General features: G+C 55.0%; 24 protein-coding genes. 15 read left to right on the top strand and 9 right to left on the bottom strand.

Annotated elements, in window-relative coordinates:
• Positions 1 to 88: 88 nt before the first annotated feature.
• The 3 genes from slmA to coaBC all read right to left on the bottom strand — a co-directional run bounded on the left by slmA (position 89) and on the right by coaBC (position 2474).
• A complete protein-coding gene (slmA, locus tag K0I63_RS18025; protein WP_011867279.1) occupies positions 89 to 682 on the bottom strand; it encodes a nucleoid occlusion factor SlmA in 594 nt (197 codons plus the stop codon).
• Between the two features lie 129 nt (positions 683 to 811).
• Complete coding sequence (gene dut / locus K0I63_RS18020; RefSeq protein ID WP_220081917.1) at positions 812 to 1270, bottom strand: dUTP diphosphatase; 459 nt, start codon at positions 1268 to 1270, stop codon at positions 812 to 814.
• 7 nt (positions 1271 to 1277) lie between these two features.
• Positions 1278 to 2474, bottom strand: a complete 1197-nt coding sequence (gene coaBC / locus K0I63_RS18015; RefSeq protein WP_220081916.1) for a bifunctional phosphopantothenoylcysteine decarboxylase/phosphopantothenate--cysteine ligase CoaBC — start codon at positions 2472 to 2474, stop codon at positions 1278 to 1280.
• 135 nt (positions 2475 to 2609) lie between these two features.
• On the opposite strand from coaBC, the gene radC reads away from it, so the two are divergent.
• The 5 genes from radC to K0I63_RS17990 all read left to right on the top strand — a co-directional run bounded on the left by radC (position 2610) and on the right by K0I63_RS17990 (position 6200).
• The gene (radC, locus tag K0I63_RS18010) at positions 2610 to 3287 is read left to right on the top strand and encodes a RadC family protein (protein ID WP_220081915.1); all 678 of its coding nucleotides are present in this window, start codon (positions 2610 to 2612) and stop codon (positions 3285 to 3287) included.
• Positions 3288 to 3410: 123 nt separating this feature from the next.
• Positions 3411 to 3647 carry a 50S ribosomal protein L28 gene (rpmB, locus tag K0I63_RS18005; RefSeq protein WP_011867275.1) on the top strand — a complete coding sequence of 79 codons (237 nt, stop codon included), beginning with the start codon at positions 3411 to 3413 and terminating at the stop codon, positions 3645 to 3647.
• A 6-nt stretch (positions 3648 to 3653) separates the two neighbouring features.
• On the top strand, positions 3654 to 3827 hold the full coding sequence (gene rpmG / locus K0I63_RS18000) for a 50S ribosomal protein L33 (protein ID WP_007651290.1): 174 nt from the start codon (positions 3654 to 3656) through the stop codon (positions 3825 to 3827).
• 324 nt (positions 3828 to 4151) lie between these two features.
• Positions 4152 to 5474, top strand: coding sequence for an amino-acid N-acetyltransferase (gene argA, locus K0I63_RS17995; protein ID WP_144201702.1), 1323 nt, complete (start codon positions 4152 to 4154; stop codon positions 5472 to 5474).
• A 186-nt stretch (positions 5475 to 5660) separates the two neighbouring features.
• On the top strand, positions 5661 to 6200 hold the full coding sequence (locus K0I63_RS17990) for a hypothetical protein (protein WP_220081914.1): 540 nt from the start codon (positions 5661 to 5663) through the stop codon (positions 6198 to 6200).
• Here the strand turns inward: K0I63_RS17990 and rarD are convergent.
• Together rarD and K0I63_RS17980 are read right to left on the bottom strand one after the other, a co-directional pair.
• A complete protein-coding gene (gene rarD / locus K0I63_RS17985; protein ID WP_220043517.1) occupies positions 6171 to 7058 on the bottom strand; it encodes an EamA family transporter RarD in 888 nt (295 codons plus the stop codon). The two genes, K0I63_RS17990 and rarD, sit on opposite strands and share 30 nt — an antisense overlap.
• Positions 7059 to 7214: 156 nt before the next feature.
• The gene (locus tag K0I63_RS17980; RefSeq protein WP_220081913.1) at positions 7215 to 7679 is read right to left on the bottom strand and encodes a thioesterase family protein; all 465 of its coding nucleotides are present in this window, start codon (positions 7677 to 7679) and stop codon (positions 7215 to 7217) included.
• 238 nt (positions 7680 to 7917) lie between these two features.
• On the opposite strand from K0I63_RS17980, the gene recQ reads away from it, so the two are divergent.
• The gene (recQ, locus tag K0I63_RS17975) at positions 7918 to 9750 is read left to right on the top strand and encodes a DNA helicase RecQ (RefSeq protein WP_220081912.1); all 1833 of its coding nucleotides are present in this window, start codon (positions 7918 to 7920) and stop codon (positions 9748 to 9750) included.
• Positions 9751 to 9840: 90 nt separating this feature from the next.
• Here the strand turns inward: recQ and K0I63_RS17970 are convergent, their stop codons facing one another.
• Positions 9841 to 11526, bottom strand: coding sequence for a tetratricopeptide repeat protein (locus K0I63_RS17970; protein WP_220081911.1), 1686 nt, complete (start codon positions 11524 to 11526; stop codon positions 9841 to 9843).
• A 581-nt stretch (positions 11527 to 12107) separates the two neighbouring features.
• Between K0I63_RS17970 and leuA the strand changes: the two genes are divergently transcribed.
• The 7 genes from leuA to glpK all read left to right on the top strand — a co-directional run bounded on the left by leuA (position 12108) and on the right by glpK (position 21001).
• The gene (leuA, locus tag K0I63_RS17965) at positions 12108 to 13679 is read left to right on the top strand and encodes a 2-isopropylmalate synthase (protein ID WP_220081910.1); all 1572 of its coding nucleotides are present in this window, start codon (positions 12108 to 12110) and stop codon (positions 13677 to 13679) included.
• 55 nt (positions 13680 to 13734) lie between these two features.
• Positions 13735 to 14829: a 3-isopropylmalate dehydrogenase gene (gene leuB, locus K0I63_RS17960; protein ID WP_220081909.1), complete on the top strand. Its 1095-nt coding sequence runs from the start codon at positions 13735 to 13737 to the stop codon at positions 14827 to 14829.
• The gene (gene leuC, locus K0I63_RS17955) at positions 14829 to 16229 is read left to right on the top strand and encodes a 3-isopropylmalate dehydratase large subunit (RefSeq protein ID WP_220081908.1); all 1401 of its coding nucleotides are present in this window, start codon (positions 14829 to 14831) and stop codon (positions 16227 to 16229) included. The genes leuB and leuC overlap by 1 nt, the downstream gene beginning before the upstream one ends.
• 9 nt (positions 16230 to 16238) lie before the next feature.
• Positions 16239 to 16844 carry a 3-isopropylmalate dehydratase small subunit gene (leuD, locus tag K0I63_RS17950; RefSeq protein WP_220081907.1) on the top strand — a complete coding sequence of 202 codons (606 nt, stop codon included), beginning with the start codon at positions 16239 to 16241 and terminating at the stop codon, positions 16842 to 16844.
• 566 nt (positions 16845 to 17410) lie between these two features.
• A complete protein-coding gene (locus K0I63_RS17945) occupies positions 17411 to 18763 on the top strand; it encodes an outer membrane protein transport protein (RefSeq protein ID WP_220083495.1) in 1353 nt (450 codons plus the stop codon).
• Between the two features lie 226 nt (positions 18764 to 18989).
• A complete protein-coding gene (locus K0I63_RS17940; protein WP_220081906.1) occupies positions 18990 to 19493 on the top strand; it encodes a nuclear transport factor 2 family protein in 504 nt (167 codons plus the stop codon).
• 11 nt (positions 19494 to 19504) lie between these two features.
• Entirely contained in the window at positions 19505 to 21001 is a 1497-nt protein-coding gene (gene glpK, locus K0I63_RS17935; protein ID WP_220081905.1) for a glycerol kinase GlpK, read from the top strand.
• A gap of 42 nt (positions 21002 to 21043) precedes the next feature.
• On the opposite strand, the gene K0I63_RS17930 is transcribed toward glpK, so the two are convergent.
• The 3 genes from K0I63_RS17930 to K0I63_RS17920 form a co-directional block, all read right to left on the bottom strand.
• Complete coding sequence (locus K0I63_RS17930) at positions 21044 to 21352, bottom strand: hypothetical protein (RefSeq protein WP_220079246.1); 309 nt, start codon at positions 21350 to 21352, stop codon at positions 21044 to 21046.
• A gap of 147 nt (positions 21353 to 21499) precedes the next feature.
• Entirely contained in the window at positions 21500 to 22612 is a 1113-nt protein-coding gene (locus K0I63_RS17925; RefSeq protein ID WP_220081904.1) for a PepSY domain-containing protein, read from the bottom strand.
• Positions 22609 to 23319 carry a peptidase gene (locus tag K0I63_RS17920; protein ID WP_220081903.1) on the bottom strand — a complete coding sequence of 237 codons (711 nt, stop codon included), beginning with the start codon at positions 23317 to 23319 and terminating at the stop codon, positions 22609 to 22611. The genes K0I63_RS17925 and K0I63_RS17920 overlap by 4 nt, the downstream gene beginning before the upstream one ends.
• Positions 23320 to 23733: 414 nt before the next feature.
• Here K0I63_RS17920 and mraZ point away from each other — a divergent pair, with 414 nt between their 5' ends.
• Together mraZ and rsmH are read left to right on the top strand one after the other, a co-directional pair.
• Positions 23734 to 24192 carry a division/cell wall cluster transcriptional repressor MraZ gene (mraZ, locus tag K0I63_RS17915; RefSeq protein ID WP_011867258.1) on the top strand — a complete coding sequence of 153 codons (459 nt, stop codon included), beginning with the start codon at positions 23734 to 23736 and terminating at the stop codon, positions 24190 to 24192.
• Positions 24193 to 24225: 33 nt separating this feature from the next.
• Positions 24226 to 25167, top strand: a complete 942-nt coding sequence (gene rsmH / locus K0I63_RS17910; RefSeq protein WP_011867257.1) for a 16S rRNA (cytosine(1402)-N(4))-methyltransferase RsmH — start codon at positions 24226 to 24228, stop codon at positions 25165 to 25167.
• The last annotated feature ends 27 nt before the right edge of the window (positions 25168 to 25194 follow it).

Genomic DNA, 25194 nt, shown 5'->3' with positions numbered 1-25194 from the left:
TAAAACAATGGATTTACTAGTGCAATACTTTTGTCTAGAAAAACACGGCGACCCGTGTATTACAGGTCGCTGTTTTCATTGATATTAGTTAACTCTGAAGTAGCTGCTGCTGAATAAACTGCCACTGTTCGGCGAAGTGTTCTGTGGGCTTGTTTTTGAAGTCGCTGCGAACGAATTGGGCGATGCGGCCTTCGGCCACGGCCAGCAGCAGGTTAGCCAAGATTGCCTCGTCCAGGTTAAAGCCTTTGCCTTCTCTCAGGGTCTTCTCTCTGAGGATCTGTTTCAGGTGAGTCTCAACCTTGGAGAAGATCTGGCCGGTACGGTTACGCAGTCGCTCATTCTCTCCCAATAGGGCGTCGCCGTTGAGTACGCGGGAGATCCCTGGGTTGCGCTCGGCAAATACCAGCAAGAGTTGCAGCAGCAACTGACAGCGTCTCATGGTGTCTTTCTCTTCATCCATGATGAGATTGATGCGCGATAGCAGTGACTCTTCGATAAAGTCGATTAGCCCCTCGAACATTCTCGCCTTGCTGGGAAAGTGGCGATAGAGCGCCGCCTCAGACACACCCACCTCGGCGGCAAGTTTTGCCGTGGTGATTCGTTGACCGGGACTGGTTTCTAGCATGGTAGCCAGACATTGAAGAATATGTTCGCGTCGGTTGATTTTAGGGCTTGCAGCCATCTAAGTATCCTTTACTTAATTACTACAGGAGCCGATGGGCAGGCGCTGCCCATGACTCTCTAATTATTCTATGCGGCGTGTCGAGGATTGAGTGCCGAGTTATCGAGAATTTGGCTAATAGGTACCTAACTATCGAGTACCCGAGTGGCCGAAACCGCCTTCGCCTCGATCTGAGGTGTCGAATTCGTCGACCAATTTAAATTCGGCTTGTACCACAGGCACAAACACGAGTTGCGCCAGGCGATCGCCAATCTCCAAGGTGAAAGGCTCGCTGCTGCGGTTCCAGCAAGAGACCATCAGGGGACCCTGATAGTCAGAGTCGATAAGACCGACTAGGTTGCCCAGCACTATGCCATGTTTGTGGCCCATGCCGGAGCGCGGCAGGATGACGGCCGCCAGGCTGGGATCGGCAACATGCACGGCGATCCCGGTTGGGATCAGTTGGGTTTCCCCCGGCTGAATCACCATGGTGGTTTCTATCATGGCACGCAGATCCATGCCGGCACTGCCCGGTGTCTCGTAGGCGGGAAGCGGAAACTGTGAGCCGATACGAGAATCGAGGATCTTGAGTTCTATGGGCGTCTTCATGCTGTCTTCATGCTGTCTTCATCTGCTGTGCGATTAGGGTGAGTAGTTGCTTCGCCAGGGTGTATTTATCTGTGGCGGGGAGGGCGTGCTCGCCTCCTTGCCAGAAGACCTTTAAGGCATTGCTATCGCTGTTAAAGCCGATGGCCGGGTCGGATACGTCATTGGCGGCGATCATATCCAGTTTCTTGCGGGTCAACTTGTCTTTGGCGTAATGGTCTACATCCTGCGTTTCGGCGGCAAATCCTACCGTGAATGGACGTACCTCCTGGGCCGCGACCGTGGCTAAGATATCAGGATTGCGTACAAGCGCAAGTGACATCTCTGTGGCAGATTTCTTAATTTTCTCGTCGGCAATATCCGCGGTGCGATAGTCGCAGACCGCGGCGCAGCCGATGAAGATATCGCTGTGGTGTACCTGCTGCATCACGGCGTCGAGCATCTCCTGGGTCGAGGCGACGTTGAGGCGATTGACATTCATCGGCGTCTCAAGATTAACCGGGCCGGAGACCAGGGTCACCTTGGCGCCCATCTCGGCCGCCGCGCGTGCCAGGGCAAAGCCCATCTTGCCCGAGCTGTGGTTAGAGATGTAACGCACGGGATCGATCGCCTCGCGGGTCGGGCCCGCCGTCAGCAGTATCGATATTCCCTGAAGCAGCTTCGGTGCAAAGAAGTGTTCGACGCGCTCGGCGATCACCAGGGGCTCCTCCATGCGGCCTGGGCCGACTTCGCCACAGGCCTGACTACCCGAAGCCGGTCCCCAGATGGTGAGGCCGCGTTTTCTCAGGTTATCCAGATTGTCCTGGGTGGCGACGTTGCGATACATCTGCTGATTCATCGCCGGGCAGAGCACCACTGGCGCTTCTGTGGCCAGGCAAGTGGTGGTGATCAACTCATCGGCCATGCCGGCATTGATGCGGGCGATTAGGTTGGCGGTTGCCGGGGCGATCAACACTAAGTCGGCCCAGCGGGCGAGTTCGATATGCCCCATGGCGGCTTCGGCCGCCGGGTCTAACAGGTCGGTGGCAATGGGATGGCCCGAAAGTGCCTGCAGGGTCAGCGGCGTGATAAATTCCTGCGCGCTTTGGCTCATGACGACACGCACATCGGCGCCGCGTTCTTTCAGGCGGCGGACCAGATCGGCAGACTTATAGGCTGCAATGCCGCCGCCAATTCCCAGCAATATCTTTTTATTGGTTAGACTCATGTTGATCACTAATCGCGTTTAATTTTGCCCGCTAACCATACCACAATCCTGCCGAGGTTGAGGATACAAGTTTTTAAAAACTAGACCATACTCTAAAGCCTAGGTGTGCAGATGGCGCCGAGACAAGGAGTGTTTATGGCAATCAAAGATTGGCCTCAGGGAGAGGGGCCCAGAGAAAAACTGCTGCGTAGCGGTGTCGCTCAGCTCTCCGATGCCGAGTTGCTGGCGGTGCTGCTCAGAAATGGCCTCAAGGGACAAAGCGCCGTGTCCCTGGCCAGAGTCATGTTAACCCACTTCGGTGGCCTCAGGGCGCTCTTTAACGCCTCCTTGAGTGAGCTGTGTGATATTCAGGGAATCGGCCCGGTAAAGTATGCTCAATTGCAGGCTGCCATCGAGTTAAGCAAGCGGATCGCGCAAGAAAATCTACGAAGAGGAAAGATTTTGTCAGATCCTGATTTAACTCGGGACTATTTAATGAGACAATTGGCGGATCGTGCCTACGAAGTGTTTGCCATCTTATTGCTCGATAGTCAGCATAGGGTGATTCAGTTCGTCGAATTGTTCCGTGGCACCATAGATTCAGCCTCGGTTTATCCGCGAGAAGTGGTAAGCCTAGTGCTTGAGAAAAAAGCCGCAGCGGTAATTGTGTGCCACAACCATCCTTCCGGGGTGGCTGAGCCCAGTCATGCTGATCGGCGAATTACTGAGCGATTGAAATACGCGTTGGCGACTATAGATGTTTCGCTGCTAGACCATATGGTTGTGGGCGATCGTGAGATAGTTTCGTTTGCAGAGAGGGGATGGATAGATTGAATATCCCTTGATCTTTGATTTTAGATCCTGTATAAAATGCGCCCTCTTTGTGTGCCTCGGGCGACGGCCATATTCGAGGTACATTAATGCTCGAGCGTTAAATTGTTTTTGGAGAAGATTGACATGTCAAGAGTATGCCAAGTTACTGGCAAGAAGCCGATGGTTGGTAACAACCGTTCGCACGCTAAGAACGCGACTCGTCGTCGTTTTTTACCTAACCTACAGAACCACCGTTTCTGGTTAGAAGACGAAAAGCGTTTCGTACAGCTACGTGTATCTACTAAAGGTATGCGTATTATCGATAAGAAAGGTATCGAAGTTGTTGTTGCTGAACTTCGTGCCCGCGGCGAGAAGGTGTAATAAGCCATGGCTAAAGCTAAAGGTAACCGTGAGAAGATCAAGCTAGTTTCTAGCGCTAAAACAGGTCACTTCTACACGACTGAGAAAAACAAGCGTAACATGCCTGAAAAAATGGAGATCAAGAAATTTGATCCCGTTATCCGTCAGCACGTTATCTACAAAGAAGCGAAAATCAAGTAATTCTTGATTCACGTTTTTTGGAAAAAGCCCCTCATTGCAGGGGCTTTTTTTTGCCCTAAATTTCCCCATGGCGTTGGCCAGCTCATTTCTATTTTTTAGATAAGTTCCCAGGTGATAACCCTGCGCGCCGACGGATTCCGGCCTTTACCTAAGCCTCTGATCTTAATCTGTTCTGCTATGCTTAATCAGATTGTCTCTTTGTGATGAAAAAATATCGCTTTCGATGACAACAAATGCTTTTAATGTGAATTTAAATGCAATAAAATCGGCTTGTTATTCGTCAGGTGGCGATATTGTCACATATTTATTGTTGAGGTTACGCGGGTGCGCACTACTGAGTTAGTCGAGGGTTTTCGTCATTCTGCTTCCTATGTGAATGCACACAGGGGCAAGACATTTGTGGTCATGTTGGGTGGTGAGGCGCTGGCGCAGAGTCAGTTTCGCTCCATCATCAACGATATTGCCCTGCTTCACAGCCTGGGGATCAAGATAGTGCTGGTGCATGGCGCTAGGCCGCAAATCGATGAGGCCTTGGCCGCGCATAATCTCTCCCCTGAGTATTACAACGGGGTGCGCATCAGCGATGAAGAGTCCTTTAGGGTGATCAAGCAGGTGGTGGGCGGTCTGCAGCTGGACATCACCGCCCGTCTGTCGATGAGCTTGAGCAATACTCCAATGCAAGGGGCGCAGATCAACGTAGTCAGCGGTAACTTCGTGATAGCCCAGCCCTTAGGGGTCGACAACGGCGTCGACTACTGCCTGAGTGGCAAGGTGAGACGCATAGATGTGGCGGGCCTCAGGCGTCAGCTGGACAATCACGGCATAGTGCTCCTGGGACCTGTGGCGGCCTCTGTGACCGGCGAGTGTTTTAACCTGACCGCCGAAGAGGTCGCGACCCAGATCGCGGTGAAGCTCAAGGCCGACAAGATGATAGGCTTCAGCGCTAAGGAGGGGATACTCGACAGTAACGGCGAGGTGATCGCCGAGCTGATGCCGACCGATGCTCAGCGAATCTTGTCCGAGCTGACCGATGAAGACAACTGGTGTGTGGGCACGCGGGCCTTCTTACAGGCCAGCATAGACGCCTGTCGTAACGGTGTGGCTCGCTGTCACTTCGTCAGCTATCTCGATGATGGCGCCCTGCTGCAGGAGCTGTTCTCCCGTGACGGTATCGGTACCCAGATAGTGACCGAGAGTGCCGAGCGCCTGCGCAGAGCTACCATTGCCGATATCGGTGGTGTCTTGGATCTCATCCGTCCGCTGGAACAAGCAGGGGTCTTGGTGCGCCGCTCACGTGAGCAGCTGGAGATGGAGATAGAGCAGTTTATGCTGATCGAGCGTGATGGCTTGGTGATCGGCTGTGCGGCCCTATATCCCTTCGAGGAGGACAACGCCGGAGAGTTTGCCTGCCTGGTGGTGCATCCCGATTATCGCGATGCCGACCGCGGCAGCATCTTGCTGAAGAACATCATAGGTCAGGCCAAGGTGCGTGGTTATGCTCGCCTGTTTGCGCTGACGACCCGCAGCATTCACTGGTTCCTCGAGCATGGCTTCCAGATCGTCGAGGTCGATGCCTTGCCAAACAAGAAGAAGCAGCTGTATAACTATCAGCGCAAGTCGAAGATTCTCGCCTTAGATCTTCAATAACGCTAAACGCGTCCGATGAAAGAGGCCACCCTTGGGGTGGTCTTTTTGTGTGTCCACGTTAACTCACAGTAACGACTCTTGACATAATATGTCGGCAAGGCCACACTCAAGTTATCGGTTCATGTTAGGGTTGGGCTCAGGGGTGACCTGCTTGTATGCCCATATGTTTCAAGAGGATATTTAGAGATGGATACTCAAGTCTTTCAACTCACGACCTTAGATTCGGCAACCAGCGGGATCTTCCTGTCTATGCTGCTGGGTGTCGCCTTGGTGCTAGTGCTGCTGATGGTGAAGCCCCTACCTAAGAAGGCGAAATATGCCTCTGCGGGAATGGTGATCGCCGTATTGGGCCTGCTCTCCTGGGTGTTCTACAAGGCCCATGATACCAGCGTGCGCCTTACACCAAGCACTATGCTGGTGGATATTCCCCTCTACCGGGTCGAGTTACCGCTTCAAAGCCTTGTGCCGGCTGAGGCTAAAATCGTCAGCTTGGGAGGAGATGATGCGCCTAAGCTGAGCTATCGCAGCAACGGTGTGGGCATGCCGGGTTATTCGCTGGGGTGGTTTAAGCTGGCAGATGCCAGCGACAGGACAGATAAGGCCCTACTGTCGGTCACCGGCGACGGCCAGGTATTGGTTTTGCCGACGACCGAGGGCTATCTGTTGATCTTGAGTCTGGAGCAGCCGGAGGCCTTGTTATCCAGCCTGCTTGCGCCGACTCTTTAACGCCAGGTCCAGGGTAAAGATCACCAGGGCGCTCCAGATAAAGGCGAAGGTGATCCCCTTTTCGAGATCGAAGGGTTCGTTAAACAGGCTGACGGCCATGATAAACATGATGCTGGGGCCAATATATTGGAAGAAGCCCAGCATAGACAGCGGAATACGCGTAGCGGCGCCGGCAAAGCAGAGCAGGGGGATCGAGGTGACTATTCCGGCCGCCATCAGCAGCAGGTTCATCTGCCAGCTGTTTTCCAGGATGCTGGTGCTATCGAGATTCATCGCCAGATAGAGCAGGGCCACAGGCACTAAGATGGCCGTCTCTACCAGCAGTCCCGTCTTGGCGTCGACATTGACCTTCTTGCGCAGCAAGCCGTAAACGCCGAATGAGGCAGCAAGCCCCAGAGATACCACAGGAATCGAGCCAAAAGAGATCAACTGGATCAACACGCCGGCGCAGGCCAAGGAGACGGCTGCCCACTGTAGCTTACGTAGACGTTCCTGCAGGAACACCATGCCCAGCAATACGTTGATGAGGGGGTTGATGAAGTAGCCCAGGCTGGCGTCGAGCATATGGTCATTGTTGATCGCCCAGATGAACAGCAACCAGTTGCCGGCGATCAGAACCGAGGTGAGCGCTAACACGCCAAGCTGTTTGGGCTGCCGGAAAAGGGCGCGCAGCTTGGCGAAACCACCGATAAATTGCATCAAGATCAACATGAAGACGAAGGACCAGATCACGCGATGCAGCAGGATCTCGGTCGCCGACACATGGTTTAGCAGCTTAAAATAGAGGGGAGCAAAGCCCCAGAGGCAGTAGGCGCAGATGGCGAGCGCTACCCCTTTACGATACTCAATATCGGCCATAGCTTAGGATTTAGAAAAAGTGCGGGAGTGGCATTGTAGGCGCCTAAGCCGCGTGACTCAAGCGGCCATAAGCATTCTTTTTGCGCCTCGCGCTGGAGCAGTCTCTTGCCAGCGCGTCTCACTAAATTGACGGTAATTTACAGGGGGATTAGCTGGCTAGCCCACCATGTAGGTGCCAGTGCCGAAGGCGATATGCGAGCCCTTCTCGTTGTGCAGCTCCATGCGGCAGACTGAGACCCGGTTCCCGGCCCTGATCACTGTGCCTGTGCCGGTAAAGATCTCGCCGCGTCCTGGCCTGAGATAATCGATACGCAGATCTATAGTGCCTAAGGTTTTTAGGCGCTCCTGCAGATCTTCTAAACACCAGTCGTCCCGGCTGGCTACCAGGCCAGAGAAGGCCGTCAGGCCGCCCACCACATCCAGCACGGTAGCGGTCACGCCGCCGTGGAGGATCTGCTGATGAATGTTGCCGATGAGGTCCTTTTTCATCTTCACCTCGACCTCGACGCCCTGCAGGTCGTAACGCTTGATATCCATCCCTAAGAGGTTATGAAAGGGCACCTTGGTATCGAAGATATCGGCTACACTGGCCAGGGTCTGCGCTTGTATGGGCGTCGTCATAGGGGCACTCCTTGTTTTGTCCTACGCTGCTTGCTGGGGACAAGCGGGTAAAGTTTGGGCATTCGTTAGCCTAATGGTTAGAGCATTTAATCTATCGCTAATGCACGGGGCGAGGCAAGCCTGCGGATAAAATTTCATCAGTCGATGGGGGGCGAGGGGTAATTAATACCCGGATAGATGAGACAAGCCGAGCCGGCTTGATTAGAATAAGCGGCCAAATTAATGATTACCGAGCGCCATGGACTTAGCCTTAACTTCTGCCGACGTGACCGATAGCGATCCGCTCGCCGCCTGCCTGCAGACGGTGTTTGGCTATCGCACCTTCAGGACGGGTCAGCGTGAGGTGATAGAGCAGGTCTGCGGCGGCCAGGATGCCTTGGTGATCATGCCTACCGGCGGCGGTAAGAGCCTGTGTTATCAGCTGCCGGCACTCGTCTTACCCGGGCTGACCCTGGTGGTGTCGCCGCTGATCTCCCTGATGAAAGATCAGGTCGATAGCCTGAAACAGATGGGCGTGGCCGCGGCTTACCTCAACTCGTCACAGTCGCGGGAAGAGGCCATGACCATCTATCGCCAGCTACATAACGGCGAACTCAAGCTCTTGTATGTGTCACCCGAGCGCCTGCTGACCGACAGCTTCATCGAGCGTCTGCATAACCTGCCGCTCTCCCTGTTTGCCATCGACGAGGCCCACTGTATCTCCCAGTGGGGGCACGACTTCCGCCCCGAATATGCGGCCCTGGGCCAGCTAAAGCAGCTGTTTCCTCGGGTGCCCATGATGGCGCTGACGGCTACCGCCGACAAGGCGACGCGGGAGGATATCTGTCAGCGACTGGGCATAGCGCCCTTTGAGCTGCTCACCAGCTTCGATCGCCCCAACATTCGTTATACCGTGGCGGAGAAGCTCAACGCCGCCAATCAGCTCAGGCAGTTTATCCAGGCGCAGAATGGCAACAGTGGCATCATCTACTGTAGCAGTCGTCGTCGGGTGGATGAGGTGGCCGAGCGTCTGCGTATGCAGGGCTATCATGCCGACGCCTATCACGCCGGCAAGACCCAGGAGGAGCGCGCCGATATTCAGGAGCGTTTCCTAAAAGATCAATTAGATATCGTGGTGGCCACCGTGGCCTTTGGCATGGGGATCAACAAATCCAACGTGCGCTTCGTGGTGCATTACGATATTCCCAAGAGCGTTGAAGCCTATTACCAGGAGACAGGCCGTGCCGGCCGTGATGGCCTGGATGCCGAGGCTTTCATGTTGTTCGACCCGGCCGATATCGGCCGGGTGCGCCATCTCATCGAGCAGCAGGAGCCAGGCCCGCAGCAGCAGGTGGAGTACCACAAGCTCAATACCATGGCGGCCTTTGCCGAGGCGCAAACCTGTCGCCGTCAGGTGCTGCTGCACTACTTCGACGAGAGTGCGTCCGAGCCCTGCGGAAACTGTGATATCTGCTTAGACCCACCCAAGCGGTACGACGGCGTCGAGGATGCCCAGAAGGTGCTCTCCTGCATCTTCCGCTTGCAGCAAAAGTTTGGTGTAAATCATCTTATCGAGGTGCTGCGTGGCTCCAAAGCGGCCTCTGTGGTCGACCGTGGCCACGACAAGTTGTCGACCTGGGGCATAGGCAAGGAGAAGAGCCATGAGTTCTGGCTCAGTATCATACGTCAGATCATTCACCTGGGTTTCGCCAGTCAGGATATCACCAGAGGCTCGGCCATTAAGCTCAATCCTCAGGCGCGGGCCGTGCTCAAGGGGGAGGTGCCGTTGCAGCTCGCCGAGCCGCGTATCAGCATCACCACACATGTGAAGCGTCGCAGCAGTAGCCGGGCACCGATTAACTACGACAGGAAGTTGTTTGCCCGCCTGAAGCAGCTACGTCGCAGCCTGGCAGAAGAGTTGGATGTGCCGCCCTATCTGGTGTTTAACGACGCCACGCTGGCGGAGATGGCGGCCATGCTGCCGACCAGCCCAGGCGAGATGCTGGCGGTGAACGGCGTGGGCGAGACTAAGCTGAATCGTTTCGGCGGCGAGTTTCTCGACGAGATCAACGACTACCTCACCCGTAGCTAGCCAATATTTCGCTAACTAAGGCTCTGCTTACCAAGATTCTGTAAATTCAGGCGCAGCTTGCTATCAGGCTTATTGTACTTGCTACCAGACTTAGTGTGCCTGCTGACCGCTGTATTTACTTAGCTGATCGACACTGGCCCTTTTAACCAGGGAGGAGAGGGTGTCGTGATGCTGCATCACCGCCATCCCCATGTTGACCCGGGCGCCATTTTGTAGCGGCTCTATGATGGCGCTCAGCTGGCGGGCGATAAGCTGCGCTCCTGCCAACGAGGTGAAGGGCAGCATGATCAATATCTGATCGGCGCTGGTGCTCAGCAAGATATCCTGCTGGCGGATCTTCTGTGACAAACGGGTCAGTAGCCTGTCGACATCGGCCTTGGCCAGATGGCTGGGATTGATCAGCAAGATGGTGATAGGAAAACCTATCTGCTTGGCGCTGGTTAGCAGGGCCTCCATCTTCTCCTGGGTGCTCATCGGCTCATCTCTCTGGCTCACCGATAGCGGCGCCTTAGGCATTCTGATACGGTTGAGCAGAATAAACAGCGTCAGCAGCAGGAAGAGCACCAGGATGCCGATAAGACCATAGCTGTCGCTGATGTGGGCATCGAGCTTGATGGGCTTAGGCTGATTGTCCTGTGCCAGCTGCTGGTAACGTCCCAGCTGCGCCTTGATTTGCAGCAGTCGAGTGTCTTTAAGAAACTCATAGCTGCGCTGGGCCATCTCGAAGCGCTTCAGCTGATACTGATAGGCGTCCTTGTATTGGCCTATGTCGGCAAAGTAGCGGCTCAGGATGCCGTAGCAATAGACGAGCTCGTCAAACTGATTGGTGCGCTCGCCGATGGCGATCGCCTTCTGCATCAGCTCTGTCCCCAGGGCCTGCTCGCCGTTCGCCAATTGAATATTGGCCAGTAGACGATTGGCCCTCAGGCTGTCGTTGATCTTCTTCTGCTTGTCGAAGGTGTTGAGGGCGATATTGAGCAGCTGGATGGCGCTCTTATCATTTCCCCGCAAAAATTCAATTTCCGCCAGCTGGGTATAACTCTCGGCCAGCTCGGTCGCCGTGGCGAGTTCGGGTAGCAGTATCTTGGCCTCGAGCACCATGTCGTCCCTGAACTTCACCTCTTGGTTGTAGTGGGCAATCTTGGCCAGGGTAAGTAGCACAGTCAGCCTCACCTTTCCCGTGGTCTGCTCGCTATCCAGCGCGCCCTTGGCATTGTTGAACGCCTGGTTGTAGAGGCCCTTGGTTCGCAGCAGCTCGGCCATGGCCAGTTGCACATAGGGCCTTGGCGGGGTAAGCCATTGAGGTCTCTGTTTTTCGGTATCCGGGTAGATATCTTGGGCCAGGCGCAGATCTTCTAGCGCGCTGCTCTGGCTTTCGATATGGGTATCTATCTTGCCGCGCAGCATCAGACCGTTGACTAAGGACTGGGGCTGCTGTTGCTCGCGAGAGAGGTAGATGGCGGAGTCCAGCAGGGTCAGCGCCTGTCTGAGGTCGCCATAATCGATATAGGCCGCGGCCATACAGTTGAGAAAGTAGGGGCTGAGCTGATTGAGCTTGAGCGACTTGGCCTTGGCCTCACTCATGCGGCCCAGATTGATGGCGGCCTCGTTTTCGCCCAGCTGCACGAAGGCCTCGCACTTGAGCAGCGAGAGGCGCAGACGATTTTCTTCAGACGTGGCTTCCTGATCCAGGCGTTGTTCCAGCGCCGAGATCTGTGTCAGTGTCTTGTTGGGATATTGGTAGACGGTTTGGGCCAACTCATCTAACTCTGTCATAGTGTCCCCATAAGCTGGGATCAGCCAGAGGCTGAGACTTAACACTATGAGACGAAAATCCATTTTTAAAAGCTCCGGAACGAGTGTGCTGTTTCTGTTTCCTTTGGCGGCATTATACTGATTTTTCATCAGCAATTGCATAAAAAATAGCGCCCGCGATTGGAATCAGAGGGATTGCTCGGCAAATGACCTAGTATGCTGAATTTAATCACTTAGTCACTCTTGTGAGCAAATAAATGGTTAGATTTGCGCAGTTAATCAAGATTTTTATCTGGTCTAATGTGGCAAACATGAAAAATATGGGGTTGACTATTGCACAGACACACGTTAAATATTAATCAATCTTTCGAATCGAAACGAATAATTAATTACTTTTACTGAATACAATGACGACTATTAACCGTGCACTCCTCAGCCTCCTTATTCTCATTCTCGCAGGTCCTGCGCGGAGAATGTAGTGTTGCACGCTTAATAACACATTCAGCATTCATAAACCCCGCGCCCAACAACGCGGGGTTTTTTTGTTTATGGATTCGACGAACACCCAAAATTAGAGCCTAGACGTACCATGGAGAAACCAGATGTCTAACCGAGTGATAATATTTGATACGACCTTACGAGATGGTGAGCAAGCATTAGCGGCGAGTTTAACGGTTAAGGAAAAGCTACAGATAGCACTGTCACTCGAGCGTCTGGGAGTGGACGTCATGGAGGTGGGGTTTCCCGTCTCGTCACCGGGGGACTTCGAATCGGTGCAGACCATTGCCCGCACCATCAAGAATAGCCGGGTCTGTGCGCTTGCCAGGGCGCTTGAGAAAGATATCGACGCCGCGGCCCAGTCCTTGTCGGTGGCGGAGCAGTTCCGTATCCACACCTTTATCTCGACCTCGACCATACACGTGGAGAGCAAGCTTAAGCGCTCCTTCGATCAGGTGCTGGACATGGCAGTCGGCGCGGTGAAATATGCCCGCCGCTTCACCGACGATGTGGAGTTCTCCTGTGAAGACGCCGGTCGTACCCCAATAGATAACCTGTGCCGCATGGTCGAGGCGGCCATCAAGGCGGGCGCCAAGACTATCAACATTCCCGACACCGTGGGTTATACGGTGCCGAGCGAATTTGGCGGCATCATTCAAAACCTGTTCGACAGGGTACCGAATATCGATCAGGCGGTGATCTCAGTGCACTGTCACGACGACTTGGGCTTGTCGGTGGCAAATTCTATCACTGCGGTGCAGCATGGGGCGCGTCAGATCGAGTGTACCGTCAATGGCATCGGCGAGCGCGCCGGTAACTGCTCTCTGGAAGAGATCGCCATGATCATCGCCACTCGCAAGGCCAGCCTGGGGCTGGAGACGGGGATCAACGCCAAAGAGATCCACCGCACCTCTAATCTGGTGAGTCAGCTGTGTAACATGCCGGTACAGGCCAACAAGGCGATCGTCGGCGCCAACGCCTTCACCCACTCCTCGGGTATCCATCAGGACGGCGTGCTGAAGTCACAAAACACCTACGAGATTATGACGCCAGAGAGTATCGGCCTGAACCGCAACAACCTGAACATGACCTCCCGCTCCGGCCGCCACGTGATCAAGCATCGCATGGAAGAGATGGGCTATGGCGAGCAAGACTATGATATGGACACCCTGTACGAGGCCTTCCTGAAGCTGGCTGACAAGAAGGGGCAGGTGTTCGACTATGACCTGGAGGCCTTGGTATATGTAGAGGCTCAGGCAGAAGATGAAAACCACTATGGCTTGCAGCAGCTGGTGGTGCACTCAGATTCGACTCAGGGACAGGCCACCGCCACAGTGACCCTAAGCATAGACGGCAAGGCGGTAACAGAGGCGGCAACGGGTAACGGCCCGGTCGATGCGGCCTACAAGGCGATTGCCCGCGCCAGCGGCTGTGAGATCAACATCAGCAGCTATCAGCTTAGCGCCAAGGGCCAAGGGCAAGATGCCCTGGGACAGGTGGATATCACCGCCAAGTATCATGATCAGAGCTTCCATGGTGTGGGCCTGGCGACCGATGTGGTCGAGGCCTCGGCAGCGGCGCTGATCCACGTGATGAATCTGACCTGGCGCGCGGACAAGGTGGCCGAGAACAAGAATAAGTTAAAACAGGCGCGTACCGAGTTAGGCGGCGTATAACCAATTTTTAATTAAACAGCATAAAGACAATTAATTGCAGGGAGTCACTTGAGGTATGAGTTATCAAGTCGCGGTATTGGCCGGTGATGGGATCGGCCCCGAGGTTATGGTCGAGGCACGCAAGGTGCTAAAGGCGGTGGAAGAGCGTTTCTCGTTGGATATCGAGTATAGCGAATATGATGTGGGCGGCGCGGCCATCGACAATCATGGTTGTCCGCTACCCGAGTCGACCCTGAAGGGCTGCGAGGCGGCCGACGCTATCCTGTTCGGCTCGGTAGGTGGCCCTAAGTGGGAGCATCTACCCCCCAACGATCAGCCAGAGCGTGGCGCCCTACTGCCGCTACGGGGACACTTCGAGCTGTTTTGTAACATGCGTCCGGCCAAGCTACACGTCGGCCTGGAGCATATGTCGCCGCTGCGCAGCGACATCTCGGCCCAGGGCTTCGACGTGCTTTGCGTGCGCGAGTTGACCGGTGGCATCTACTTCGGTAAGCCCAAAGGGCGTCAAGGTGAGGGCGAGCAGGAAGAGGCCTTCGACACCATGCGTTATAGTCGCCGCGAGGTGCGCCGCATTGCCAAGATCGCCTTCGAGGCTGCTCGGGGTCGTCGCAAGAAGGTGACCTCTGTGGATAAGGCCAACGTACTGGCCTGCTCTGTGTTGTGGCGCGAAGTGGTCGAAGAGGTGGCCAAGGAGTTCCCGGATGTGGAGCTCGAGCATATCTATATCGACAACGCCACCATGCAGCTGCTGCGTCGCCCCTTCGATTTCGATGTGATGCTCTGCTCAAACCTGTTTGGCGACATCATCTCAGATGAGATCGCCATGCTGACCGGCTCCATGGGCTTGCTTTCATCGGTGAGTCTCAACAGCGATGGCTTCGGTCTGTATGAACCTGCCGGTGGCAGCGCGCCGGATATCGCCGGTCAGGGCATCGCCAACCCGATCGCACAGATCCTGTCTGCGGCGCTGCTGCTGCGTCATAGCCTCAAGGAAGAAGCGGCGGCCAAGGCGATTGAAGATGCGGTCGCCAACGCATTGAGCGATGGCTATTTAACTGGAGAACTCTTGCCCGCGGATCATCGTGACAAGGCAAAATCAACCCGTGAGATGGGCGACTATATTGCCCAAGCAGTCAGAGAGGCAAACTAATGGCGAAGACACTGTATGAAAAGGTATGGGATAGCCATATCGTAGCTGCCCCCGAAGGAGAGGCGCCGCTTATCTATGTGGATCGCCATCTGGTGCATGAGGTGACCTCACCTCAGGCCTTCAGCGGCTTGAAAGTCGCCGGTCGTAAATTAAGGGCGCCAGAGAAGACCTTCGCCACTATGGACCACAACACCTCGACCAAGAGCGCCAGCCTGGATGCGCTCAGCCCCATGGCGCGCACTCAGGTGGAGACGCTGGCACAAAACTGTAAAGAGTTTGGTGTTCGTCTATACGATATTCATCATAAGAATCAGGGGATCGTTCACGTGATGGGCCCCGAGCTTGGCATCACTCTGCCGGGCACTGTGATTGTCTGCGGCGACTCGCACACGGCGACCCATGGCGCCTTCGGCGCCTTGGCCTTCGGCATCGGCACCTCAGAGGTGGAGCATGTGATGGCCACCCAAACCTTGCGCCAGCTGAAAGCCAAGACCATGAAGATCGAGGTGCGCGGCCAGGTGGCCGATGGGATCACCGCCAAAGATATCGTGCTGGCCATCATAGGCAAGATCGGCATGGATGGCGGCACTGGGTATGTGGTGGAGTTCTGCGGTGAGGCGATTGCCGCCCTGTCGATGGAGGGCCGCATGACAGTCTGTAACATGGCGATCGAGATGGGCGCCAAGGCGGGCATGATAGCGCCGGATCAGACCACCATCGATTATCTTGAGGGCCGTGAGTTTGCGCCTAAGGGCGAAGCTTGGCAGCAGGCGGTCGCCGCCTGGAAGGCGCTGAAGTCGGACGAGGATGCCGTGTTCGATGCCCATGTTGTGTTGGAGGCGAGCGATATCGCGCCTCAGCTGACCTGGGGCACTAACCCAGGTCAGGTGGTGGCGATCGATCAGTGTGTGCCTAATCCTGAGGATGAGACAAACCCGACGGTGAAGGCAAGTATCGAGAAGGCGCTGGACTATGTGGCGCTCACCCCTGGCACTCAGATGACAGATGTGAGCATCAACAAGGTGTTTATCGGCTCCTGTACCAACTCGCGCATCGAAGATCTGCGCTCGGCGGCTCAGCAGGCCAAGGGGCGTAAGGTGGCCGCCGGTGTCACGGCTATTGTGGTGCCGGGCTCAGGCTTGGTGAAGGAGCAGGCGGAGGCGGAAGGCCTGGATAAGATCTTCATCGACGCCGGGTTTGAATGGCGTCTGCCGGGCTGTTCCATGTGTTTGGCGATGAACGATGACAGGCTGGAGGCCGGGGATCGCTGCGCCTCGACCAGTAACCGTAACTTCGAGGGTCGTCAGGGACGCGGTAGCCGCACTCACCTGGTGAGCCCTGCCATGGCCGCCGCCGCGGCGATTGCCGGTCATTTCGTCGATATTCGCAAGCCATACTAGGAGGGAGAGATGCAACCATTTACCACACATACAGGGCTTGCGGTGATCATCGACAGTGCCAATATCGATACGGATCAGATCATCCCTAAGCAGTTTCTCTCTAAGGTCACCCGTGACGGTTTCGGGGTTCACCTGTTTCACGACTGGCGTTATCTGGACGATGCCGGCGATCAGCCTAATCCGGAGTTCAGCCTGAATCGGCCCCGTTACCAAGGAGCCTCTATCTTGCTGGCTAAGGAGAACTTTGGTTGTGGCTCGAGTCGTGAACATGCGCCCTGGGCCCTGGCCGATTTTGGCCTTAAGGTGATCATAGCGCCAAGTTTTGCCGATATCTTCTATGGCAACGCCATCAACAACGGCCTTTTGCCGGTTCGCCTCACCGAGGCGGAGGTGGTGCAATTGATGCAGGAGGTTGAAGCCGAAGAGGGTGCTCAGGTGAGCGTGGATCTGCAGGCACAGACGGTGACCTCACCTTCTGGAGCAAGCTTTAGCTTCGATATTGCCCCGTCGGCACGCCATAACCTGCTAAACGGCCTGGATGCCATAGGCATCAGCCTGGGTTACGGCGAGGCGATAGCGGCTTATGAAACCGAAATCCCCAGCTGGCGCACCTAATGCTAAGAATGCCTAACTCATTGCGCCCGATACATGTTTTAGGGATTAGACGCATTAGGTATTTGACGTAATAGAAATTAGGCGTACATCTGTACCTTAGGGTTATCGAATAGAGCCGATCGCAGTTTGCTGTGGTCGGCTTTTTGTTTACATTAGCGGCGCTGAATCTTGTTAAGTCTATATTTTTCAGTTGTTTATTGTGGTTTCTAGCCGTTGGCTAGCCAGATGAGCAACGAGCTAGTGATTTATGCTGGTGATTTTCGGGTTTTCAGGCGTACAGGTGTTAATCAAATGGTTTTATTTTAATTTGTTGATATTGTTGATTTTTGTTTGTTACTGCTGATTTTTGCAAACTCCATTAAGTGAACGCGGATCACATTTTTGTACTTTGATTGGCGTTTAAAAGTCGGTTTTAGCTGGTTTTTGTATGCTATTTAGGCGTTTTAGCCAGCATTATTCGCTTAAATTCATTATTTGCTTGTAAAGATATTCTGCATCAGTAGACTGCGGCTCACTTAATATCTGGAGCCTTTGCTCTAGGTTGTAATAATAACAAGAGAGCCATGATGAAGAAGCATATTTTATCTTTAGCTGTAGTTGCTGCCATCGCCACGCCGCTATCTCAAGTTCAAGCCGCTGGATTTCAACTTGCCGAATATTCTGCCACGGGTCTAGGCCGTGCCTTTGCGGGTGAGGCGGCCATGGCCGACAACGCCGCAGCTCAGGCGCGCAACCCTGCTATGTTGACCTACCTTGAGGGACGTCAGCTGTCGCTTGGTGGTATCTATGTAATGCCAAACGTCGACGTTGAGGGCGACGTGACGCTGGCTTCACCTGTGTTAGGGCCTCAGGGTGTGACCATGAACGCCGATGCCCTGGATGTGGCTGACGACGCCCTGGTGCCTAACTTCTACTATTCTAACCAGCTTAACGACCAGTGGACCTGGGGTTTAGCGGTTAACTCTAACTATGGTCTGGCGACCGAGGTGCCGAGCACCCATCCTACCGCTATCTTTGGTAAAGAAACCTCAGTGACCACAGTGGAGTTCAATCCAAACCTGGCGTACAAGGTGTCTGAAGCCGTTTCTGTCGGTGCGGGTCTGCGTATCGTCTATGGCGAAGGTAAGATTGGCGCCTCTACGCCGGCTTGGGTCGACGGCATCAAGGCGATCCCTACTCTGCCTGCCGAGATCGCAGGCGCGCTACCACCGGGTGGCACCAGCCTGAAATCGATGGAAGGCGATGATATTGGCTATGGTTGGCAGTTGGGGGCCAGCTGGCAGATCAACCCGGCGCACCGAATCGGTCTGGCCTATCACAGTGGCGTCGAGCTTGAACTCGACGGTCATGCCTCTGGCCTGATCTACAACGGTGGTCAGGATGTGGAGATCGAGGGTTATATGCCACTCGAGCTACCAGCCTTTGCCGAGTTGGCCTCTTACCATCAGCTCACCGACAACTGGGCGATGCATGCCAGCGTCAACTGGACCCAGTGGAGCGTGTTCGATCAACTGGTGGCATACTTCCCTGGTGAGCAGAAGCCTGTTGGCGGCCTGGAGTCAGACCTGGTGAAGGTTGAGAACTTTAAAGACAACTGGCGTTTCGCCCTGGGCACCAGCTATCAGCTAAGCGATAAGTGGTTGGTACGTGGTGGTGTGGCGCTGGATAAGACGGCGGTAGAAGATGAGTATCGCACCATCACTATCCCTGATTCAGACCGTCTGTGGTTCAGCGCGGGCGCTGGCTATCAAGCCTCTAAGAACCTGACCCTGGACTTTGCCGTGACTTACATTAAGGCTCATGGTGATGCACCGATCAACGAGACCATGAACCTGATGAACCTGGCTCAGGTGAGCTTTAACGGTGAAGCGGGCGGCGATGTCTGGTTGCTAGGCGCTCAGTTAAGCTACAAGATGTAACTTAATGCCCTAGTGCAACTTAAAGCCCAAGGGCTAGTTAAGTTAAACGAAAATGCCTCACCTATGTGGGGCATTTTTTTATCTGAATATTTGTTGGCTATCTGAGCTTCATCGGATTATATTCGTCTAATTATCAACATATTTTTAGCGCTAATCGATCCACTATTGCCCCACAGCCAACAGAGCGGGGCGATAGGCGCGATGAACCAACAATAAGAGGTGTCCCATGAAACCCTATCTTCTGGCTGCAAGCATAGCATTACTGCCGATACCGGCCTTCGCCGACCCGAGTGCGACGCAAGTGGTGAAAGGGTTTATCGACGCCTATAACCAGCACAGTGTCGAGAAGATGCTGACCCATGTGTCGGACGATGTACGCTGGATGCATATCTCGGGCAGCAAGATAGAGGTGGAAACTTCGGATAAGGCGCAATTTGGCGCCGCCATGACAGACTATTTCGAGACCCTCACCGGCGCCCAGGCCACCATACTCGAGCTGATCGACTCCTCTCACTATGTCAGCACGGTAGAGCGTGTGACCTGGGAGAACGATGGTGAGCAACTCAGCCAGTGCAGCATAGGGAATTTCCGCGTGCAGGACGGTAAGATAGCCGAGTTTTGGTATCTGCCCGCCCACGCCTGTGACGAGCAGTTAGAGGCCGCCGAGCAAGTCGAGCCAGAGCCGGAGCCGGAGCCGGAGCTCGATCCGAACCAGCCTAGCCAGCAGTAGCGGAGGCGTTCGTGCAACAGAAGTATGTCATCGCGCTCGATCAGGGCACGACCAGTTCACGTACCATCATCTTCGATCACGACGCCAATGTCGTCGCCATCTCCCAGCGAGAATTTTCTCAGATCTACCCTAAGGCGGGTTGGGTGGAACACGATCCCATGGAGATCTGGGCATCCCAAAGCTCGACCCTGATCGAGGCTCTCGCCAGAGCGGGGATCCATAGCGACGAGGTTGCCAGCATCGGTATTACCAATCAGCGTGAAACCACCGTCCTGTGGGACAAGGTCACGGGTAAACCCATCTATAACGCAATCGTCTGGCAGTGTCGCCGCAGCCAACCCCTGTGTGAATCCCTGAGGGAGGCGGACTATGAGGATTACATCAGGCAGAATACAGGCTTGGTGTTAGACCCCTATTTCTCGGCCACCAAGATCCGTTGGATCCTCGACAATGTCGAGGGCGCCAGAGAGAAGGCTGAGGCGGGTGACCTGCTGTTTGGCACCATAGATACCTGGCTGGTGTGGAAACTTACCGAGGGTAAGGTGCATGTGACCGACCCTACCAATGCCTCACGCACCATGCTGTACAACATTCACCAGCAGGCCTGGGATCCTGTGCTGCTCGAGGCGCTGGAAATTCCTGCGAGTATCCTGCCCGAGGTGAAGCCCTCCTGCGCCGTGTATGGCAAGACCCGTATCGCCGGGGAGGGGGGCGAAATCCCCGTGGCCGGCATGGCGGGGGATCAGCAATCGGCTCTGTTCGGTCAGCTATGTATCGACGAGGGGATGGCCAAGAACACCTATGGCACAGGCTGTTTCCTGTTGATGAACACAGGTCTGCAGGCGGTGCAATCTAACCATGGCCTGTTGACCACCATAGCCGTGGGGCCAAAGGGCGAGGTTAACTATGCCCTAGAGGGCTCGGTATTCATGGGCGGTGCTACCATTCAGTGGCTGCGCGATGAGCTGGGGCTGATCCGCGACGCCCAGGACACGGAATATTTTGCCCTCAAGGTCAATGACAACAACGGCGTGTATCTGGTGCCGGCGTTCGTGGGACTGGGGGCGCCTTACTGGGATGCCAGTGCCCGCGGTGCCTTGGTCGGCCTCTCCAGGGGCGCGAATCGCAACCATATCATCCGTGCAGCCCTCGAGGCGATCGCCTATCAAAGCCGGGATCTGCTCGATGCCATGACCAAAGACAGTGGCGTGCAGCTGAAACAGCTCAAGGTGGATGGTGGCGCGGTCGCCAACGATTTTCTGATGCAGTTCCAGGCGGATATTACCGATGTCGAGGTGCAGCGACCTAAGGTGACGGAAACCACCGCCATGGGCGCGGCCTTCCTGGCGGGACTCGCGGTAGGCTTCTGGCAATCGACGGCCGAATTGAAACACAAGGCGGGTGTGGAGCGCTGCTTTAAGCCAGCCATCGCCGACGATGAACGTGAAGCCTTGTATCTTGGATGGAAACGCGCGGTCGCTCAGGTGACCAGCGAATCAGTGGGCTAATTGCCAGACGCTGATATTAGGTGTTGATATTAGCAGTCGATACTAGACGTCGATATCGATGCGGGGCAGTGGTGAATCCAGCGCTTCCTTTTCGGCCTCTTCTTCGGCCTGTTTCTGCGCCTGTAGGCGTCTCGCCTGGCCGCGGCGATCGTCGCGTCCGGGTCTGGGATTGATGCGCCTGTCAGTCTGGCGACGACGCTCCAGATGGGGCGGCAGCTGCGACTGGGGCGCCTCATGACTGTCGGCATGGATGGCATCTATGTGCTCAGTCTGATCCACCACGCGTTTACGTGTTACCACACGTTGTACCGGTCTGGCTAACATGGCGTACAGGCTATCTAGGGCAACCATCTCTCCTCCTCTTTAGGTTAGGTGTAACTCCTCTAACCTATTTATCGGCCGCTTCTGCCTAAAATTTAGACACCTTGTTCGCTATATTCGTTCAAAGTGGCCATTTCGTTCAGGAGGGCGGCTTTCGCTCAAGAGGGTCGCTTTCGTTTACGAGGAGGCCTGAGCCGGACTCACGGCCTGCTCGGCATCACTCTGTGCCTTCTGCCAAAACCTGAGCTGCGCGCGGCTGGTGAGCGCTATCTTGCCTTGGTGGCAATTATGCTGACAGCTGAGGCGAATGCCCTGGGCTAAATGTTCCTGCTTGAGACGGGCTTGCTCTTCGACGGTTGCCTGCGGCGCCTGCTCCAAGAAGCGGACGCGGCACATGCCGCACTGACCGCCACCGCCACACTGGCTGGGGATGCGAATTCTGTCGTGGTTAAGATTATCAAGCAGATTTCCAGGCGCCAGAGTGAGGCTTTCAAGCGGCTCACCGTCTGGGGAGAGTATGGTTAGCTGCCGCTCACCCTTGTTGTTCCTGTTTCGCTGCCAGTTGAAATAGTCACCGGCGGTCAATTTGCGCACCAGCACCCAGGTGCCGCTGAGGCCGAGTAGTAGGGCGGCAAAGGCAATCAGCTGGGTCACCAGGTGATTGAAGGTCACGTCATTATTCGGGAAATAGTCGATAAAGTGCAGCATGAAGAGTAGCTGCTTGAATCGCGAGCCCTGGTTTTCGTGGGCCTTGACCTGACCGCTCTGGCCATCGATGAAGATCTGCGTGCCATGCTCATCCTGGGTATCGAAGCGGTAGAAGGCCGGGTTGCCGCCATAGCGCTGCGCCGCTTCTTTATCGACAATGGGCGAGGAGAGCCTGACCTCCCCTAAATAACTCTGCCGGGCGAGCCGTATCAGCTGCTCGTTATTCAAATTCACCGCCTCGCCGGTATCGCCCCAAAAGGCGAGGGTGCCGGCGCTCGTCCTCAGGCGATAGATCGGGCGCTCCAGCAGCACGTCGAGCTCGACACGTTTCAGGCTTAATCGCTCAGCGTTCTTATTTGTCAGTTGGTTTGTAATTTCTGCTAGCGTCACCGTCGGTTGAAGTAATCTGACGCTGTTTTGCTGTTCTTTGCCAGGCTTGGCGCGCATGGTATTGGCATCTAACAGCTGGTCATCGATCAGGTTAAATGCCAGGCCGGTTAGGGTCCAGATGATCAGCTGTATGCCGACTATGAGTCCCAGGATGCGATGTAAACTTCTTGCGCTAATCATACTAAGTCTCATGCTGGCTCCTCCTCGCCCCGTTTAAAGGCGATGAGCAGTAGCAGGGCGCCGGAAAGCGCCGTCAGTAGCGCTAGCAGACTAAAGCCGGTTAGTAGTGGATTGTGCACATCTTCCCTAGTGTCATAGTCCATGATGTGCAGCATCCACATGAGGTCGAACAGGCGCCAGAAGTCGTGACGTTTGGCCACTAACTCGCCGCTGCTGACCGAGATGTAGAGGCGTGAGTCGAAGGCATCGTTAAGGTTTATCTGCCACAGGGGCAGGCGACGCCCACCGATCTCGGCCGGTGCCGACTCGGTTAATAGCTCGCTGCTGGCGTTTGATAGGTCGCCAGGATGAAGTAAGGCAGCAAGCTGCATCGCATCCTGCTGGCTTAGCGGCTCGAGCGGCTCGCCATCTTGGCCAGAGAGATAGAGAGGTTTGCCGTCGAGCCTGAGTTTATAGATGGGGCCAAGTGCCGTCGGGAGCAACTCTAGTCTGGTGGCCTCGGGATAACGTGAGAGGATCGTCTCGGGCGAAATGGTTAGCTGACTAGCGTCCAGCGTGAGCCTGGACTCGTCAACGAGATGATCGCCATGGATATAGTCGATATCCATGATCACCATATAGAGGCCGGAAATTAACCAGATGAGGAGTTGTGCCCCCAGGAACAGGGTCAACCATTTGTGTGATTTTCGAAGCCAGCGGCTCTGTTTGGGTGTCAGCATGATTTTGTGTTTTTATTGGCCATCATAGGGATCAAGCTGCCTTTGAGCAAGGCATAATGGGCGTGACTCCAACTGCTTAGGGCCGAACAGACGCAGCAGTTCCATCTGCTCGCGTCGATCCCACAGATCATGGCCTCAATTTGGGACGGCGATCCACTTATCGATCCACCAAAGCCTGTAGGCCCTCCACTTCTGTTTGTTTTTTCAACATATTTGACCCTGAAATCCCCACAAATTGTCCCTGGTTTGGCTGTAGTTACAAATTTACAAACAGGCTGCGAACCCGCTTGAATACTGGCTTTATAAATGGTGGCATCCCTTGACAATGCTTGCACACTATCTCTAAACTTAGCATTTGTGGGAAATTGTGGATATTTGTGGATCTATTAACCAGAAAAACAAGGACGAGCTAACGTGTTTCGTGGAGCGAGTGCTATTAATCTTGACGCCAAAGGCCGGATCGCGATCCCAAAGCGATACCGCGAGCGCCTGCACGTCGATTTTAACAGCCAGCTGGTGATCACGGTCGATTTCGATGCCGCCTGTTTGCTCATCTATCCACTCGAGGCTTGGAAAGCAATAGAAGCCAAGCTGTTACTGCTGTCAGATACCCAGGGCCCGGAACGCGCCATGAAGCGTTTGTTACTCGGTTATGCCCATGAGTGCGAGTTAGACAGCAATGGTCGCCTGCTACTGCCCCCACCGCTACGCCAATATGCCAATCTGGATAAGCACGCCATGCTGGTGGGGCAATTGAACAAGTTTGAGCTGTGGGATGAGGCGGCCTGGCAGCAACAGATTGAACTTAGCCGTGAAACGATTCAAAGCGATGCCTTTGCCAATAGTGAGCGTTTGGCGGACTTCTCTTTGTGATAAGAGAATAACCATAAGTTAAAGAAGAGAGCGATGACTCAAGAATTTGCGCATTTATCCGTGCTGCTGACGGAAACGGTAGCCGGACTCAACATCAAGCCAGAGGGCATCTATATCGATGGCACCTTCGGCCGCGGCGGACACTCTCGTGAAGTGCTCAAGCAATTGGGCCCTAATGGTCGCCTGATCGCCATCGACCGCGATCCTCAGGCGATCGCCGCCGCAGAGCAATTTGCCGATGATGCGCGTTTCTCTATCGTTCACGGTGGTTTTGGCCAGCTGGCCCAATATGTCGACGATCTCGGCCTCAGAGGCAAGATCGACGGCATACTGTTCGATTTTGGCGTCTCTTCCCCTCAGCTAGACGATGCCGAGCGCGGCTTTAGTTTCCTGCGTGACGGTCCGCTGGACATGCGCATGGACAACTCCCAGGGGGAGACCGCCGCCGAGTGGCTGGCCCGCGCCGAGATAGAAGATATGGCCTGGGTATTTAAGACCTATGGCGAGGAGAAGAACGCCCGCCATATCGCCCGTTGTATCGCCGCCGACCGAGACAAGACGCCTTTCTTGCGTACCAAGGAGCTGGCGGATCTGATCGCCCGTGTGAGTAAAAGCAAGGAGCGTAACAAGCATCCTGCGACCCGCGTATTCCAAGCGATCCGTATCTATATCAACAGCGAGCTGGAGCAGATCGATCAGGCGCTGGAAGGAGCGGTTACCGTTTTGGCGCCCCAGGGACGTCTGTCGGTGATCAGCTTCCATTCGCTGGAAGACCGTATGGTGAAGCGTTTTATTCGCCGCCATAGCCAAGGTGAGTCTGTGCCCCACGGGTTACCGCTGACCGAGGCCGAAATAAATAAGACACGATTACTCAAGGCCGTGGGTAAGGCGATTAAGCCGTCGGCCGAGGAAATTGACCGCAATGCCAGGGCGCGTAGCTCAGTGTTGCGGGTTGCCGAGCGATTAGACTACTAATCCTGTCGAGCAGACGTAAGAGACTAG

The organism is Shewanella rhizosphaerae (genome assembly GCF_019457655.1).
Taxonomy (GTDB): Bacteria; Pseudomonadota; Gammaproteobacteria; order Enterobacterales; family Shewanellaceae; genus Shewanella; species Shewanella loihica.
Note: the sequence above shows the minus strand (reverse complement) of the source record. Positions and strands in the feature narration are given on the sequence as shown.